The organism is Frateuria hangzhouensis (assembly GCF_026410505.1).
GTDB classification, from domain to species: Bacteria; Pseudomonadota; Gammaproteobacteria; order Xanthomonadales; family Rhodanobacteraceae; genus Frateuria_A; species Frateuria_A hangzhouensis.
Genome location: NZ_JAPMIU010000001.1, coordinates 180,306 through 197,507 on the forward strand (window position 1 = coordinate 180,306; position 17,202 = coordinate 197,507).

Annotated in this window: 13 protein-coding genes and 1 tRNA gene; 8 read left to right on the plus strand and 6 right to left on the minus strand. The window is 68.5% G+C overall.

The features are described from left to right. Nucleotides 1–23 precede the first annotated feature (23 nt). Both OSC30_RS00745 and OSC30_RS00750 read left to right on the plus strand, forming a co-directional pair. Nucleotides 24–1,706, plus strand: a complete 1,683-nt coding sequence (locus OSC30_RS00745) for an alpha-amylase family glycosyl hydrolase (RefSeq protein ID WP_267169921.1) — start codon at nt 24–26, stop codon at nt 1,704–1,706. A 136-nt stretch (nt 1,707–1,842) separates the two neighbouring features. Next, nucleotides 1,843–2,712 (plus strand): alpha/beta hydrolase, encoded by an 870-nt coding sequence (locus OSC30_RS00750; RefSeq protein WP_267169922.1) that lies wholly within the window; start codon nt 1,843–1,845, stop codon nt 2,710–2,712. A gap of 147 nt (nt 2,713–2,859) precedes the next feature. Here the strand turns inward: OSC30_RS00750 and OSC30_RS00755 are convergent, their stop codons facing one another. The 3 genes from OSC30_RS00755 to OSC30_RS00765 form a co-directional block, all read right to left on the minus strand. Further along, complete coding sequence (locus OSC30_RS00755; protein ID WP_267169923.1) at nt 2,860–3,891, minus strand: LacI family DNA-binding transcriptional regulator; 1,032 nt, start codon at nt 3,889–3,891, stop codon at nt 2,860–2,862. Nucleotides 3,892–4,037: 146 nt separating this feature from the next. Next, nucleotides 4,038–6,530, minus strand: coding sequence for a membrane-bound PQQ-dependent dehydrogenase, glucose/quinate/shikimate family (locus tag OSC30_RS00760; RefSeq protein ID WP_267169924.1), 2,493 nt, complete (start codon nt 6,528–6,530; stop codon nt 4,038–4,040). A gap of 270 nt (nt 6,531–6,800) precedes the next feature. Continuing rightward, nucleotides 6,801–6,877: transfer RNA gene (locus OSC30_RS00765), tRNA-Arg, on the minus strand. 262 nt (nt 6,878–7,139) lie between these two features. Here OSC30_RS00765 and amaB point away from each other — a divergent pair. From amaB to murB, 5 genes are all read left to right on the plus strand, one after another. Beyond that, nucleotides 7,140–8,675, plus strand: coding sequence for an L-piperidine-6-carboxylate dehydrogenase (amaB, locus tag OSC30_RS00770; RefSeq protein WP_267169925.1), 1,536 nt, complete (start codon nt 7,140–7,142; stop codon nt 8,673–8,675). A gap of 235 nt (nt 8,676–8,910) precedes the next feature. Next, complete coding sequence (locus OSC30_RS00775) at nt 8,911–9,213, plus strand: DUF4190 domain-containing protein (protein WP_267169926.1); 303 nt, start codon at nt 8,911–8,913, stop codon at nt 9,211–9,213. A gap of 1 nt (nt 9,214) precedes the next feature. Then, nucleotides 9,215–9,979, plus strand: a complete 765-nt coding sequence (locus OSC30_RS00780; RefSeq protein ID WP_267169927.1) for an SDR family NAD(P)-dependent oxidoreductase — start codon at nt 9,215–9,217, stop codon at nt 9,977–9,979. Between the two features lie 3 nt (nt 9,980–9,982). Next, the gene (locus OSC30_RS00785) at nt 9,983–11,020 is read left to right on the plus strand and encodes a quinone-dependent dihydroorotate dehydrogenase (RefSeq protein ID WP_267169928.1); all 1,038 of its coding nucleotides are present in this window, start codon (nt 9,983–9,985) and stop codon (nt 11,018–11,020) included. Between the two features lie 10 nt (nt 11,021–11,030). After that, a complete protein-coding gene (gene murB / locus OSC30_RS00790; protein WP_267170133.1) occupies nt 11,031–12,050 on the plus strand; it encodes a UDP-N-acetylmuramate dehydrogenase in 1,020 nt (339 codons plus the stop codon). A 118-nt stretch (nt 12,051–12,168) separates the two neighbouring features. Here murB and OSC30_RS00795 read toward each other — a convergent pair whose 3' ends face one another. From OSC30_RS00795 to OSC30_RS00805, 3 genes are all read right to left on the minus strand, one after another. Further along, nucleotides 12,169–12,924 carry a Bax inhibitor-1/YccA family protein gene (locus OSC30_RS00795; RefSeq protein ID WP_267169929.1) on the minus strand — a complete coding sequence of 252 codons (756 nt, stop codon included), beginning with the start codon at nt 12,922–12,924 and terminating at the stop codon, nt 12,169–12,171. A gap of 49 nt (nt 12,925–12,973) precedes the next feature. Beyond that, a complete protein-coding gene (locus tag OSC30_RS00800) occupies nt 12,974–14,209 on the minus strand; it encodes an MFS transporter (protein WP_267169930.1) in 1,236 nt (411 codons plus the stop codon). 149 nt (nt 14,210–14,358) lie between these two features. Next, nucleotides 14,359–14,661 (minus strand): hypothetical protein, encoded by a 303-nt coding sequence (locus OSC30_RS00805; RefSeq protein WP_267169931.1) that lies wholly within the window; start codon nt 14,659–14,661, stop codon nt 14,359–14,361. Between the two features lie 150 nt (nt 14,662–14,811). Here OSC30_RS00805 and OSC30_RS00810 point away from each other — a divergent pair, with 150 nt between their 5' ends. Beyond that, complete coding sequence (locus OSC30_RS00810) at nt 14,812–17,199, plus strand: DUF3772 domain-containing protein (RefSeq protein ID WP_267169932.1); 2,388 nt, start codon at nt 14,812–14,814, stop codon at nt 17,197–17,199. Nucleotides 17,200–17,202 lie beyond the last annotated feature (3 nt).

Below are 17,202 nucleotides of genomic sequence, written 5' to 3' on the forward strand. Positions count from 1 at the left end.
CCATATCGTTCCAAGGACGCAACATGAAGCTCAAGATCGGCACCCTGTGCCTGACATGTACGCTCGGCCTGGGCACCGCCCACGCGGACACAGCGCCCCGCGAGTTCTACGGCACCACCGCGCCGTTCGCCGCCAACGCCATCTATTTCGTGATGACCGATCGCTTCGTCAACGGCGATCCTTCCAACGACCACCGCGACCAGGGCGGCGCGCATCCCACGTTCGACATTCCGGTGCCGGGTGCGCCCAAGGGCGAGAGCGCGAACATCGGCTACCTGGGTGGCGACTTCAGGGGCGTGCTGGACAATGCCGGCTACATCCGCGGCATGGGCTTCGGCGCCGTATGGATCACGCCCATCGTGGACAACCCCGACCAGGCGTTCACCGGCGGCGACCCGGTGTACTGGGGCTCGAAGTTCTCCGACCGCGGCAAGACCGGCTTCCACGGCTACTGGGGCATCAACTTCTACAAGCTGGACGAACACCTGCCGAGCAAGGGCCTGGACTTCGCGCAGTTCACCGCCGGCATGCACGAGGCGGGACTGAAAGTGGTGCAGGACATCGTGCTCAACCACGGCTCGCCCGCGTTCACCATGCCGGTGCGCCAGCCGCAGTTCGGACAGATCTTCGATGCGCACGGCAAGCTCGTCGCCGACCAGCAGAACCTGCCGCCATGGCAGCTCGATCCCCGGCACAACCCGCTGCACCGCTTCTACCACGCCTACGAGGACCTGGCGCAGCTGTCCAACAACGACGAGGCCAACCCGGCCGTGCTGGACTACTTCACCGGCGCGTACCTGCAATGGATCGGCCAGGGCGCGGACGGCTTCCGGATCGACACCATCAGCCACCTGTCCACTGCGTTCTGGCGCCAGTTCTCCGCGCGCATTCGCGCGAAGCACCCGGGCTTCTTCATGTACGGCGAGGCGTTCGACTACAGCCCGGACAACATCGGCAAATTCACCTGGCCGAAGAACGGCGGCATCAGCCTGCTCGACTTTCCCCAGCAGGGCGCGATCAAGGCGGTGTTCGAGCACCCGGGCAGCGACTACGCGCAGCTTCAGTCGAAGCTCTACCTGACCAACGGGCCGTACGAGAACCCGTACGAGCTGGTCACCTTCTACGACAACCACGACATGGCGCGCATGGACGCCAGCGACAGCGGTTTCATCGACGCCAACAACTGGCTGTTCACCACGCGCGGCATCCCGGCGGTCTACTACGGCTCGGAAACCGGCTTCGAACGCGGCCGCGCGGAGCATCAGGGCAACCGCAACTATTACGGCCAGGCGCGCATCGATGCGGCAGGCAATAGCCCGATCTATCGCCAGCTCAAGCGCATCGCCAACCTGCGTACCAGAACACCCGCACTGCAGCGCGGGCTGATGCTCGTCGAGCACATGGGCGGCGACCAGGCCGCGTTCTATCGCGTGTACCAGAAAGGCGGCGCGCACCAGATCGCACTGGTGCTGCTCAACAAGGGTGACAAGGCCGCCCGGTTCCATGTGACGAAGTACCTGCAACCGGGCCACTGGCAGGCTGCGCTGGGCGGCAAGGACGTCGACGTGGCGGAGGGTGGTGCGCTGGAAGCCGGCGTGGGACCGCACGACGTGGCGGTGTACCTGCTCGACGCGCCGGCCACCCGCACCGACCTGGTGACCGAACTTACCCGGCTGATGCGCGACAAGAGCCACCCGGATGACTGACCGCTTTGCAGGGTGGGCTTCAGCCCACCGCCCGTCGCCGTGCCGTGCATGGTGGGCTGAAGCCCACCCTGCGCGGCTCCTGGCCGGTTGGTGGTTCGCCCTGCTCGTGCTGCTTCCCTGCCCGGCTCGCGCGCAGGTGCAGAAACTCGACCTCGATGCCCCCGTCTTCGCGCCCGAGCGCATCCACGTCACGGTCTACCTCCCGCCCGGGTACGCGGATTCGACTGCCCACTACCCGGTGCTGTATGCCAACGACGGCCAGGACATGCTGGCGGTCGGCCTGCAGGCGACGCTGGCCCATCTGTCTGGCGAGCAGGTCATCGAGCCCATCATCGTGGTCGCCATCGACATGCTGCACGACCGCGCCAGCGGCTACGGGCTTTCCGATCGCAAGCGCGGGCAGAGCGTGGTCGGCGGCTCGAGGATCGGCGCCATCGGCCTGCGGGCCGCGGACTACTCGGCCTGGGTGGCCACGACCCTGGTGCCTTACATCGATGCGCACTACCGCACCCGAGCCGATGCCCGCGAGTGCGCGGTAATGGGCTGGTCCCTGGGCGCGCTCAACGCGTTCAACCTGGGCTGGCAGTACCCGGACGTGTTCGGCAAGGTCGGCGCCCTGTCACCCTCGTTCTGGCTGGCGGGCGACCGCAGCACGGCGGACTCGGTGCAGCGCAGCCGGCTGGCACAGTCGCTGGTCGATCGGGGACCGAAACGCGAAGGGCTGAAGTTCTGGTTCGCCGGCGGCACCGATGAGGAAACCAACGACCGTGACCACGACGGCGTGATCGACGTGATCGACGACCTGCAAGACCTAGTGGGCGGTTACCGCGGCGGCGACGTGCAGCGTCGGGGCCTGCGCCAGCTTGGTTACACGACCCTCGGCAGCAACCCGGACGTGACCGTGTTTCTGCTCCCTGGCGGGCATCACCAGCAGGCGTCGTGGGCGCAGATGCTGCCGGTGTTCCTGCGCTGGGCGTTTCCGCCACGACCGTCACCTTCCCTGTAGGAGACCTCGAATCGCCTGCTCGGCTCTTGTAGGGCCCACTACGAATGCGTCGCGCGAGAAAAGGTGTTCGAGAATTTGTAGGAGCGCACTTGGGCGCGACCGGAATGTCCAAGTCGCGCCCAAGGGCACTACCTACGGGAATGCGTGCTACCGGGACCGCGCGCTCGACTGTCGCACCATCAGCTTCACCGGCAGCATCTGGCTCTGTGCCGGCTCGCCGCGGATCATCTTCAGCAGGTTGTCCACCAGTACCTCGCCGGCGCTGCGGGTGTCCTGCAGCACGGTGGTGAGTGGCGGATGGGCGAAGCGCGCCATGGGAATATCGTCGAAGCCGGCGACGGGCACGTCCGTAGGCACCTTGTAGCCCTGCTCGGCCAGCGCGCGCATGGCGCCGATGGCGATCAGGTCGCTGGCGGCGAATACGGCATCGAAGGCGACGCCGCGGGCAATCAGTTCGGACATCGCCTGGTCGCCACTCATCTGCGTGCTCTCGGCGTCCACCTGCAGCGCCTCGTCGACATCGAGGCCGGCCTGTCGCAGCGCTTCGGCATAGCCGCGGTAGCGTTCGAAGAATTCGGGATAGTGGCTGGACGCGTCACCGAGGAAGGCGATCCGCCGGCAGCCCTGTTCGATGAAGTGCCGCGCCACCGCCTGGCCGCCGCTGAAGTTGTCGCAGCCGACCGACACACCGGGCTGGCCTGGCTGCACCGCGCCCCAACGCACGAAGCGGGTGCCGATGGCCACCAGTTGCTCCAGCCGCGCACGGTAGGCGTGGTAGTCGCCGTAGCCGAGCAGGATGATGCCGTCGGCCTTCTTGCTGTCGGCGTAGTCGGCGTGCCAGTCGGTGGAGAACTGCTGGAACGACACCAGCAGGTCGAACCCCTGCTGCGCGCAGGCGCGGGTGATCGAGCCCAGCATCGACAGGAAGAACGGGTTGATGTTGGAGCCGTCGGTGGTCGGATCCTCGAACAGCAGCAGCGCCAGCGTGCCCGAATGCTGCAGGCGCAGGTTGGAGGCGTTCTTGTCGACCTTGTAGCGCAGCTGCTCGGCGGCGGCGCGGATGCGTTCGCGGGTTTCCTCGCTGACCAGCGGGCTGCCGCGCAGGGCGCGCGAAACCGTCGCCTGGGAAACCCCCGCCAGGTGGGCGATGTCGATCGACGTCGCTTTGGCCTTGCTCACTGCTGCGGAAACCTCTGGTACGCCGGCTGGACAACCTTACCATCGGCCGACGGCGGTGTGCCGATGGCGGCAAGGGCCGGGAAGCGCTGAGCTGAAGCCCAGCCTGCGGACCGTAGGGTGGGCTTCAGCCCCCCGCCCTCCTCCCTCTACTTGGCGGATGGTTTCGGCAGCGCATAGGCGATCAGCGCATCGCCGATCTTCGTGCCCAGCGACCGGTGTCCGCCGGCCATCACCACCACGTACTGCCGGCCGGTCCGTTCGGAGACGTACGTCATCGGCGTCGCCTGCCCACCGGCCGGCAAGCGCGCCTGCCACAGCTTGTCGCCGGTACGCATGTCGTAGGCGCGCAGGTAGGCATCCAGCGTGCCGCTCAGGAACGCCACGCCACCGGCGGTGACCATCGGCCCGCCCAGGCTGGGTACGCCCAGCGGGAGCGGGATGCCGAACGGCGCCTGGTCCTCGATGGTGCCGTTCTTGTACATCCACACCTTCTGCATGGTGGTCAGGTCCACTGCCGCCAGGTAGCCCCACGGCGGCGCCTGGCATGGCACGCCGAAGGGCGACAACAAGGGACTGAGGTCGACCGCGAACGGCGTGCCCTTCATCGGCTGCAGCCCGTGCTCGCTACCGTCGCCCTTCATGTCCCTGGCCTCCTCGCGCGGATACAACCTCGACACGAAGGCCATGTAACTGGGATTGAGGATCGCCACCTGGCGCACCGGGTCGATCGCGATGCCGCCCCAGTCGAAAATGCCGTAGTCGCCCGGGTAGACCAGCGAGCCCTGCACCGAGGGCGGCGTGAAAATGCCCTGGTAGCGCAGCCGCTTGAACGCAATGCGGCAGACCAGTTGGTCGTAGGGCGTGGTGCCCCACATGTCGGCCTCGCGCAGCGCTCGTTCGGGCGCGAAGCTGAGCGCGGAGAACGGCTGGGTCGGCGAAACGTGATCGCCCCTGGCGGCGCCCTGCGGCACCGGCCGTTCGGGTGCGGGCACCAGCAGGTGGCCATCGCGCCGGTCCAGCACGTAGATGTCGCCGCGCTTGGTCGAGGTGACCAGCGCCGGCACCCTGCCCTGCGGCATGTCGAGGTCGACCAGCGTCGGCTGGCCGCCGATATCCATGTCCCACAGGTCGTGGTGCACGGTCTGGTAGACCCAGCGCACCTGGCCGGTGGCGATGTCCAGCGCCACGATCGCGCTGCTGTATTGCTCGCCCTGCGGGTCGCGCCGACCACCCCAGATGTCGGGCGTCTGGTTGCCCATCGGCAGGTAGACCAGGCCCAGCTTCTCGTCGACGCTGAACACGCTCCAGGCGTTGGGCGAATTGCGGATGTAGGTCTGCCCCGGCGGCAGCGGCCGGGTCTGGTCAGGCTCGGAGGGATCCCAGTTCCACCGCAGCCGGCCGGTGTCGATGTCATAGCCGCGGATCACGCCGGAGGGCTCGTCGGTGGAGGCGTTGTCGGTAACGCTGGCTCCCACGATCAGCACGTGGCGGGTGACCGTCGGCGGCGAGGTCGGGTTGAGGTAGCCCGGCTTCTTCATCGGCTGGTCGTGGTACAGCCCGATACTGCCGTTGTCGCCGAAGTCGCGGCAGGGTTGTCCGTTGTCGGCATTGATCGCCACGATGGTGGCATCGGCGGTGGGCGCGAAGATGCGTCGCGGGCAGGTGTCGACCTTGATCGCCGTGGGCGCGACCGCGCCCGCCGGCGTGGGCGCCGAGGCCGCGGCGGCCAGCGCGCGATCGGCCGGGAGCCCCATGGCCGCGGCCTGAGCGGCGTAGGCGCCGGAGTCATAATAGGCCACGCCGCGGCAGATCATGTGCTGATAGCCCTTGGCATCGCGATTGATGCGCGGGTCGAAGCGCCAGATCTCGCGACCCGTGTCCGGATTCAACGCGATCACGATGTTGTGCGGCGTGCACAGGTACAGCATGCCGTTGGCCTTGAGCGGCGTGACCTCGTTGGCGATCTCCCTGGGGTCGGCCGGGCCTGGCAAGTCGCCGGTGTGGAAGGTCCAGGCCACTGTTAACTTATCGACGTTCTGCGGCGTGATCTGGCGGGCGGGCGAATAACGGTCGCCGTAACCGGAATGGCCGTAGGCGGTCCAGTCCCCTGGCCGGGTCAATGGCGCCGCCGTCTCGCCGGTGGCGTTCATCCGCGCATCGGAGACCTGGCCCGGACGATCGTGCGGCGAGCGTACCAGCGAGACCAGCCCGACCAGCAATGCGATCGCCACGGTGATCCCGATCGCCCAGCGCCCGCCACGCAACGAACCATCCGGTACGGCGCGGTGCGCAGCGTCGACCGCGCCCAGCCGGCGGTTGACGAACGGCAGCCACAGCCACAGCGCCAGCACGAACCACACATCCAGCCGCGGCAGCAGTTGCCACCAGTCCAGCCGGACCTCGTAAAGCGCCCACCCCGTGCTGCCCAGCAGCACCAGCGCATACAGCCACAACGCCAGCGTGCGTCCTGATCCCAGCAGCACGCCCGTGGCCACCAGGCCCAGCCCCGCGATCAGGTAGTACCCGGAGCCGCCCAACGCCAGCAGCCAGATGCCGCCGATAAGGAGAGCAAGGCCGAGCAGCACGAAGACGATGCCGGTAATGAACAGCAACGGGCCGGAACGCGACAGGCGGGCCAAGGCTTTTCTCCCGGTAGCGCGGCGGGGCCGCAACGGAAGCGCCGGTATAGCACCGGCTCCGCCCAGGCTGTGTTGATTGGGGTCGGTCGGGCGGAGATCAGCGAGAGGGCTTATCGGGCGGAATGTTGCAGGAGCCCACTTGTGGGCGATGCACTTTTGGTGGCACCAGAGCCAGGCATCGCCCACAAGTGGGCTCTACAGGGTCTCGGCGCGGCCGGTATGGCTCGTACCGGACACGATAAAAAAAGGCCGGCGATGCCGGCCTTCGAATGGTGCCCCCGATACGATTCGAACGTACGACCTGCCCCTTAGGAGGGGGCCGCTCTATCCAACTGAGCTACGGGGGCGCGGCGCGGATTCTGGCATGGATGGGCGCCCGGCGCGATTCCTGCCGGCGCGGAACCCTTGCGGGAGTGCCTTCGGGCGCGACCGGGCATGGTGGCCGCGTCCCCCTGCAGGAGCGCACCTGTGCGTTACCGGGATGCATGGCGGTGCGCACAGCTGCGCTCCTGCAGGGAGCCACGGGGAAGCAGCCGGAACCACCCTGCTAGAATGGCCGTTTCGCAATAGTCCGGCACGTCCAATGTGCCCGATCCAAAGGAGTCACGCATGTCCCACGATATTCTCAAGGCGCTCGGCCTGGGCGATACGCAGTCCGGCACCTATCTCGGCAACGGCGAGTGGTCCAAGACCACCGACGCCGGCACGCTCAAGCCGGTGAACCCGGCCACGGGCGAGGTGATCGCCACCGTGCACGCCTCCAGCGCGGCCGACTACGAGACCATCGTCAAGCGCGCGCAGGAAGCCTTCAAGGTCTGGCGCACCACCCCGGCGCCGCAGCGTGGCGAAGCCGTGCGCCTGTGCGGCGAAGCGCTGCGCAAGCACAAGGACGCGCTGGGCTCGCTGGTCGCGCTGGAGATGGGCAAGATCAAGCCCGAGGGCGACGGCGAAGTGCAGGAGATGATCGACATCGCCGATTTCGCGGTCGGCCAGAGCCGCATGCTGCACGGTTACACCATGCATTCGGAGCGCCCCGGCCACCGCATGTACGAGCAGTACCAGCCGCTGGGTCTGGTCGGCATCATCAGCGCGTTCAACTTCCCGGTCGCCGTGTGGGCCTGGAACGCGATGCTGGCCGCCGCCTGCGGCGACATCTGCATCTGGAAGCCCTCGCCCAAGGCCTCGCTGTCGGCGATCGCCACCATGAAGATCTGCAACGAGGCCCTCAAGGATGCCGGCTTCCCGGACATCTTCTTCCTGTTCAACGATGCCGGCACGGAGCTGTCGCAGGCGTTCGTCGACGACAAGCGCATCCCGCTGATCAGCTTCACCGGTTCGACCAAGGTCGGCCGCATGGTCGGCGAGCGGGTGGCGCGCCGTCTGGGCCGTTCGCTGCTCGAGCTGGGCGGCAACAACGCGATCATCCTGGACGACACGGCGGACCTGAAGCTCGCCATCCCCGGCATCGTGTTCGGCTCCGTCGGCACCGCCGGCCAGCGTTGCACCAGCACGCGCCGGCTGTTCATCCATGAATCGATCTTCGACAACGTGCTCGACACGCTGGTGCAGGCCTACAAGCAGGTCGAAGGCAAGATCGGCGACCCGACCCAGGCCACCACGCTGATGGGCCCGCTCAACAGCCCCGAGGCCGTGCAGGGTTACCTGGCCGCCATCGAAAAGGCCAAGGCCGCCGGCGGCACCGTGCGCACCGGCGGTGCGGCGCTGACCGACCGCAAGGGCAACTTCGTGCTGCCGACCATCATCACCGGGGTGAAGAATTCCGACGACGTGGTGCAGACCGAGACGTTCGCGCCGATCCTGTACGTGATGCCGTTCAAGACGCTCGATGAGGCCATCGAGATGCAGAACGACGTGCCGCAGGGCCTGTCCTCGGCCATCTTCACCAACAACCTGCGCGCGGGCGAGCAGTTCCTTTCGTCGGCCGGTTCGGACTGCGGCATCGCCAACGTCAACATCGGCACTTCCGGCGCCGAGATCGGCGGCGCCTTCGGCGGCGAGAAGGAAACCGGCGGCGGCCGCGAGTCGGGCTCCGACGCGTGGAAGGCGTACATGCGCCGCCAGACCAACACCATCAACTACTCCGACGCGCTGCCGCTGGCGCAGGGCATCAAGTTCACGGTGTAAAAGCGCGCTCTCCCCCGGCCTGCCGGGGGAGAGCGTTTCAGGGACAGGGGGAGACCCTTCGTCCCGCAGGCATGACCCCTCTGCCCCTGCGGCGGCCCGTCCGAAGGAGCGGTCACCCTCCATCGTGCGCGCGCTGGTGCCAGAATCAGCATCGGTTCCCGCTTTTTTTCGGGAATTCCGTCCAGGCAGTTTCGTCTTTCCCGGCAGCAGGCAGATCCTCGCGAGGACCGACGCCATGAACGCAACGCCTCCCGTCCATCGCACCACCAGCGCCATGGCCGTGGTCAGCCTGGTTTTCGGCATTGCCACCTGGAGCATCATTCCAGTGGTCGGCGCCATCGTGGCAATTGTTTGCGGCCATATCGCACGCGGTGAGATCCGCCGCTCGCAAGGCCAGCAGGAAGGCGACGGTCTGGCAGTCGCGGGCCTGGTGCTGGGCTACGTGCAGCTCGCCTTCGGGTTGATCGCGTTGCTGTTCGTCATCGCCGCCATCGTGCTGGGCCTGTCGATCGGCTTCGGCTCTTCGTTCTTCCACTGACATGCCCGGTAACGCCTTCGACTTCAGCGGCTACCGCGTGCTGGTCGCCGGCGGCAGCAAGGGCATCGGCCGCAGCATCGCGCTGGCCTTCGCTCAGGCCGGCGCCGCGGTTTCGATCTGCGCCCGCGGCGAAGAGGCGCTGGAAGCCACGCGGCAGGAACTGGCCGCCTTCGGCCATCCGGTGCACGCGGCCCGCTGCGACCTGGCCGACCCGCAAGCCATCACGACATACGTCGCCAGTGCCGTCGACGCGCTGAATGGCCTCGATGTGCTGGTCAACAATGCCAGCGGCTACGGCTTCAGCGACGACGACGAAGGCTGGACCCGCGGGTTCGAGGTGGACCTGATGGCCGCCGTGCGCGCCTCACGCGCCGCCCTGCCTTATCTCAAGACCTCGCCGCATGCGTCCATCCTGCACACCAGTTCCATCGCGGCCCTCCATCCCCGCCGCCACGGTGCGCCCTACGCGGCAGTGAAGGCCGCTCTCAGCCAATACACCACCTCGCAGGCGCTGGCCCTTGCCGAAGACCGCATCCGCGTCAACGCCATCGCACCCGGCTCCATCGAATTCCCCGACGGCCTGTGGGACCGCCGTAGCCGCGAGGCGCCGACGCTCTACCAGGCCACGCTGGCCAGGATTCCGTTCGGCCGCTTCGGTGCGCCGGAGGAAATCGCCCACGCCGCCCTGTTCCTCGCCTCGCCTTACGCCGCCTGGATCACCGGGCAGACGCTGTGCGTCGACGGTGGACAGAGCCTCAACGGATAAGCCATGTACGACCGCCTCCGCCCACTGCTGTTCGCCCTCGACGCCGAGGCCGCGCACCGGCTCACCCTGTATGCGCTGGGCGTGGCCCATCGCAGCCACCTCGGCCGCTTCGTCGCCACGCCGCCGCAGGACCTGCCGGTCACGGCCTTCGGCATCCGCTTTCCCAATCCGGTCGGCCTGGCCGCCGGGCTGGACAAGAACGCCGCGCACATCGACGAGCTCGGCGCGCTGGGCTTCGGCTACATCGAGGTGGGCACAGTGACGCCGCGCCCGCAGCCGGGCAACCCCAGGCCGCGTATGTTCCGCCTGCGCGACCACGAGGCGATCATCAACCGGCTGGGCTTCAACAACGAGGGCGTCGACGCGCTGGTTCGCAACGTCGAGGCGTCGAGCTATCGCGGCGTGCTCGGCATCAACATCGGCAAGAACAAGGACACGCCCAACGAACGCGCGGTCGACGACTACCTGTTCTGCCTGGAGCGCGTCTACCGCCACGCCAGCTACGTCACGGTCAACATCTCCTCGCCCAACACCCAGGGCCTGCGCGACCTGCAGCAGGAGGCCACGTTGCGGCGCTTCATCGACACGCTGCGCGAGGCGCAGGAGCGGCTGGGCTGCCAGGCCGGCGCGCGCAAGCCGATGCTGCTGAAGATCGCGCCGGACCTGGCCGAGGCCGAGCTCGACGGCATCGCCGAGGTGCTGCGCAGCACCGGCATCGATGGCGTGATCTGTACCAATACCACGATCGACCACCGTGCCGTGACCAGCGATCCGCACGGCCATGAGGCCGGCGGGCTTTCCGGCAAGCCGCTGTTCGCACGCTCCACCGAAGTGCTTCGCGGCATGCGCGCGCGGCTGGGACCGCAGGTGCCGATCATCGGCGTGGGCGGCATCCTCGACGGCAGCGATGCGATGGAGAAACTGGGCGCCGGCGCCGACCTGCTGCAACTCTACTCCGGCCTGATCTATCGCGGGCCTGCGCTTGTCGCCGAGTGCGTCAACGAGATCCGCCGCCAGCATGGAGCGACCGATGCAGCCTGAGCGCATCGACATGGGCGGCTACACGTTGATCGAGAACGCACCGCTGGCCGCCCGCAATACCCTGCGCGTGGCCGCCCGCGCCAGTCTGCTGGCCGAGATCCGCGAGGCCGCCAAGCTGCCGGAGCTGCTCGACTTCCCCGCCGTGCGCGATCGTCCGCTGCTGGTGCTGGGCGAAGGCAGCAACCTGCTGCTCACCGGCGATTTCGACGGCACGGTGGTGGCGATGGCCACCCGCGGCGTGCAGGTCGAGCAGGATGGCGACATCGCGCGCATCGCCGTGGCCGCCGGCGAGCGCTGGGACGATTTCGTGCGCTGGACGCTGGGCCAGGGCTTCGCCGGCCTGGAAAACCTGATCCTGATTCCGGGCACCGTGGGCGCCGCGCCGATCCAGAACATCGGTGCCTACGGCACGGAAGTGGCCGAGTTCGTCGAAAGCGTGGAAGCCTGGGACCGGCTCGAGCGCCGCGTGGTCTCGCTCGACAACGCCGCCTGCGCGTTCGCCTACCGCTATTCGCTGTTCAAGCGCGAGCCGGGCCGCTACGTCGTCACCGCCGTGCGCTTCGCCCTGCCCCGCCAGCGCGAACTGCGCACCGGCTATGCCGGCATCGCCGAGGAACTGGCACGCATGGGCGTGGACAAGCCCGCGCCGTTCCACGTCGCCGAGGCGGTGGTGCACCTGCGCACCCGCAAGCTTCCGGATCCGGCGGTGATCGGCAACGCCGGCAGCTTCTTCAAGAACCCGATCGTCGCGGCGGCGCTCGGCGAATCGCTCAGGCGCGAGCATCCGCAACTGGTTGCCTGGCCGGGCAGCGACGGCCGCTGGAAACTCTCGGCCGCCTGGCTGATCGAAGCGGCGGGCTTCAAGGGCCATCGCGAGGGCGACGCCGGCATGTCCAATCGCCACGCCCTGGTGCTGGTCAACCACGGCCATGCCAGCGGCGCCGAACTGTGGGCGCTGGCGCAGAAAGTCATCGCGGGGGTCGAGGCGAAATTCGGCGTGCGGCTGGAGCCGGAGCCGGTCGTCGTCTGAGCGGCATGCGCCTTCGCAGGCGTGCGAGATTTGCGCAGGCGACGTAGGGTGGGCTTCAGCCCACCACCGATCTTGCCGGCAACACCCACGGTGGACTGAAGCCCGCCCTACAGGTCGCTCAGCGGCGAGCTTTCGACAGCAGCCGCAGGATCTCCATATACAGCCACACCAGCGTGACCATCAGCGCGAATGCGCCGTACCACTCCATGTACTTCGGCGCACCGGCCTGCGTGCCGCGCTCGATCAGGTCGAAGTCCAGCGCCAGGTTGAGCGCCGCCAGGCCGACCACCAGCAGGCTGAAGCCGATGCCCAGCAGGCCGGACTCGTGGATGAAGGGCACCTGGATGCTGGTGAACGCGCGCAGCCCGATGTCCACCAGGTAAAGCAGCATGATCGCGCCCGTGGCGGCAACCACGCCGGTGCGGAACTTGTCGGTGACCTTGATCACCCGCGTGCGATAGAGCACCAGCATGATCGCCAGCACGCCGGCGGTAAGCATGATCGCCTGCAGCACGATGCCGTGGTAGCGCAGTTCCATGAAGGCCGAAATGCCGCCCAGCGCAAAGCCTTCGGCGATCGCATACAACGGCGCCGTGATGCCCGACCACTGGCGCAGGAAGGCGCTGGCCAGCGCCAGCACGAAGCCCACGATCAGGCCGCCCCACATGAAGGGGGAGATGGCGGCGAAGGCGCCCGCCACGTCGCCGGCGGCCACCAGCGTGTCGAAGCGGTGCCAGGTCCAGCCGCCGGTGACCACAGCCAGCAGGAGCAGCAGGCCGGTCTTGGCCACGGTGCCGTTCACCGTCATCCGGTCGCCTTCGGCGAACAGGCCCTGGAAAGTGTTCTCGCGCAGTACCGGGTTGCTCGAACGCATGGATTCCCTCTTTGGTGTCGTGCCGCGCCACGCGCGGATCAAGGCCATGCTAGCGCGTTGGCAGGCTCGCGGCGGATCGCGGCCGATCCAGTTCGGGCAGGAACACGGTGATCAGCCCCATCAGCGGCAGGTACGCGCACAAGCGGTAGACATATTCGATCCCGTGCACGTCGGCGAGCTGGCCGAGCACCGCCGCGCCGATGCCGCCCATGCCGAAGGCAAAGCCGAAGAACAGCCCCGAGACCATGCCCACGCGCCCGGGCAGCAGCTCCTGTGCGTAGACCAGGATGGCCGAGAACGCCGAGGACAGCACCAGGCCGATCACCACGCTCAGCGCGCCGGTCCAGAACAGGCTGGCGTGCGGCAGCAGCAGCGCGAACGGCGCCACGCCCAGGATGGAAATCCAGATCACCAGCTTGCGCCCGATCCGGTCGCCCACCGGCCCGCCGATCAGCGAGCCTGCGGCTACCGCGGCCAGGAACACGAACAGGTGCGTCTGCGCGCTCTGCACGGACACGCCGAACCGGTCGATCAGATAGAACGTGTAATAGCTGGAAAGGCTCGCCAGATAGAAATACTTGGAGAAGATCAGCAGGCCCAGGATCAGCAGCGAGAGCAGCACGCGGTTGCGCGTCAGCGTCACCTGCGCGTGGTGCCGTCGGACCGCGCCACGGCTGGCGTGGTGAGCGCGGTACCAGCCGCTCACGCGCAGCAGCACGACGATCGCCAGCAACGCCGCCAGCGAGAACCAGGCCACGCTGCCGCGCCCGTGCGGCACGATGACCCAGGCCGCCAGCAGCGGCCCCAGCGAAGAGCCCGTGTTGCCGCCGACCTGGAACAGCGATTGCGCCAGGCCGTGCCGGCCGCCGGATGCCATCCGCGCCACCCGCGAAGACTCCGGATGGAACACCGACGAGCCCGTGCCGACCAGCGCCGCGGCGACCAGCAGCACCGGGAAGTTCGGCGCCACCGCCAGCAGCAGCAGGCCGCACAGGGTGAAACCCATGCCCACCGGCAGCGAGTACGGCATCGGTCGCCGGTCGGTCGCCACGCCCACCAGCGGCTGTAACAGCGAGGCGGTGAGCTGGTAGGTCAGGGTGATCAGGCCGACCTGGGCGAAGCTCAACGCGAAGCCGCTCTTGAGCAGCGGATAGATCGCCACGATCAGCGACTGGATCATGTCGTTGAGCAGGTGCGAGAAGCTGATCGCACCGAGCACGGCAAAGGCGGTGCGCGGCTCCGCGGGCAACGCGGGGGCAGCGACGGGTTCGACGCGGGTTTGCATGGGGCGGTGATCCGGGGGACGGGCGCGGCCTGCAGGTCGCGGTGCGCACTCTAGAGCCTGAACGGCTCCGGCGAAACCTCCCTCCCCCCCGTGGATGCCATGGACACGATCCCGGATCGACCATGCAGGGCCGCCCGCACAAGCGGTTCCTATCGGCGCAACCCGAACTCCTCCGCTGCGCGGCAGGCGCGCAGGCGTGCCGCGCGGATCGCGGCGGCCATGCGTCCTCCCAGGCTCGGTGCGCGCCGGCCGCGCTTGGCCTTGCGCCGGGCCGGCTCCCTGCCCTCCACGCGCGCCGCGTTGCGCCTGGCCGAGGCACGCATCGTCGGCAACGCACCGCCGGCACGCCGCTCGCCTGTCCGGCCGTTCGCCACCCGCGGCGCACCTATCGTGTCGTTGGCGGCAACCCGCACCGGGTTGCCTGCGCGCCTGGAAACCGCCTTTGCCGACATGCGTTCGCCCCCTTCTCCGGATGGATCGACATGCTGCTCAGGGCGGCGTGAAACGGCGGGCAAGGCATCGTTCGGCAACCATTCGCCATTCGCCTGAACCGTTCAGGCGCGGCGATTGACCGTCCGCGGGCTCGCCCGGATGATGCCCGGATGCCCATCCTGCGACGCCTTCTGCTGTGCCTGCTGCTGGCCGCCATTCCCGTGCTGCACGCGCAGGACGTGCCGGCCGGCTCCGCCCCACCCAAGGTTTCGCCCGCGCACGTGCTGGACGATTTGCGCGACCAGCTGGACACGATCAAGCGCGAGCTCAAGGACAAGCCGGACGACCGCACGCTGGCCGGCCTGCGCACCACCGCGCAGGCGGTGCAGGACCAGGCCGAGCAGCTCGCCGCCACGCTGGCGCCGCAGATGGAAAGCCTGGATGCGCGCCTGGCGGTGCTGGGCCCGGCCCCGGCCGAAAGCGCCCCGCCGGAGGCGGCGGAAGTGGCGGCGCAGCGCCGGCAACTGGACAAGGCCAAGGCCGGCCTCGATGCACAGATCAAGCAGGCGCAACTGCTTGGCGAGGAAGGCATGCAACTGGCCGCGCAGGTCTATGCCACCCGCCGCGACCAGTTCCAGACCCAACTGGCCTCGCGCACGGCGTCGCCGCTCGGCGGGTCGTTCTGGACCGAACCGGCGCGCGCGCTGCCCGACGATCTGGCCCGGTTGAAGCGGCTCCGGGCGCGTGGCGCCGACGCCTGGCACGATGCCTGGCAGCCGCCCAACCGCCTGCCGCTGCTGCTCTGCCTGGGGACTGCGCTGCTGGCGTTGGTCGCCGGGCGCCTGTTGCTGGAACGCGCGCTGCTGTTCTTCGCCACCCGCGTGATGCCGGACAACCACCTGCGCCGCAGCACCATGGCAGTGGGCGTGGCCCTGGGCGCCGTGGTCGTGTTCGGCACTGCCGCCCAGCTCGTGCGCCTGGGACTGGACTGGCACGACACGCTCGAGCCGGGCCTGGACGAACTGGCCGGCTCGCTGGTGCGCAGGGTGTGTTTCGCGGCATTCGTGGTCGGGCTTGGCCGGGCGCTGCTTTCGGTAGCGCATCCGTCGTGGCGCCTGCCCACCCTCTCCAATGCCGCAGCGCGGCGCCTGCACCTGTTCCCGGGCCTGCTGGCGGTCGCCACCTTGCTGCTGGGCGTGGTCGAGCGGGTCAACAGCACCATCGGCGCCAGCCTGCCGGCCACGGTCGCCACGCGCGGATTGATCGCGCTGGTGATCAGCGGCCTGATAGGCGCGGCCCTGCTGCGCCTGGGCCAGGCACGGCGCGCCCTGCTCGCCGCAGGCCGCGAGCCGGCGCAGCGGCCACTGTGGGTCGGGTTGCTGGCCGGGGCGGCGGCGCTGGGCGTGGTGCTGAGCTTGCTCGCCGTGGCGCTGGGCTACATTGCGCTGGCGTTCTTCATCGCCAGCCGCATGCTGTGGATCGGCGTGCTGGTCGGCGCGCTCTATCTGCTGCTGCACCTGGTGCACGACCTGATCGCCACCCTGCTCGCACCCAACGGCCGCAGCGGGCAACGACTGCAGACAGCGTTCGCGCTGCCGCCGCGCACGCTGGAGCAGGCCGCCACCGTACTCTCGGGCATCAGTCGCGTGCTGATCCTGCTGCTGGCGGTCGCGGCGCTGGCCGCGCCCTTCGGCACCGACCCGCGGGAGCTCGTCGCGCGGATGGGCCAGCTGTTCGGCAATCTCACGCTGGGCCAGCTCACCATCAATCCGGGCACGGTGTTCGACGCCATCGTGGTGTTCGTGCTGGGCCTGATCGCCGTGCGCGTGCTCAAGCGCTGGCTGGGCGAACAGTTGTTGCCCAGGACCACGCTCGAACCGGGTATGCAGAGCTCGGTGGTCACGCTGCTCGGCTACGTCGGCGGCGTGCTGGTGTTCGCGCTGGCGCTGGCCGCGCTCAACGTGAGCCTGCAGAGCATCGCCTGGATCGCCAGCGCGCTGTCGGTGGGCATCGGCTTCGGCCTGCAGGCGATCGTGCAGAACTTCATCTCGGGCCTGATCCTGCTGGCCGAGCGGCCGGTGAAGGTCGGCGACTGGGTGAGCCTGGCGGATGTCGAGGGCGATATCCGCCGCATCAACGTACGCGCCACCGAGATCCAGCTCTGGGACCGTTCCACGGTGATCGTGCCGAACTCGCACCTGATCACGCAAAACGTGCGCAACGTGACCCTCGCCAATGCGCAGGGCCGCGTCCAGATCAAGCTGCCGATGCCGCTGGATACCGATGCCGGACGCGCGCGCCAGATCATCCTGGAGGCGTACATGGACCATCCACAAGTACAGGAGATGCCCGAGCCGAACGTGCAACTGGAGCATGTCGACACGCTCGGCATCCACTTCGTCGGTACCGGCTACGTACCCAGCCCGCGCGAGGTCGGCGGCGTGCGCAGCGACCTGTTGCTGGCGATCCTGGCGCGGTTGCGCAGCGAGGGCCTGTCGCTGATCCGTCCGCAGGACATGCGCATCCACCGCCTGCCCGATCCGGGCGAGACCAGCTGAGCG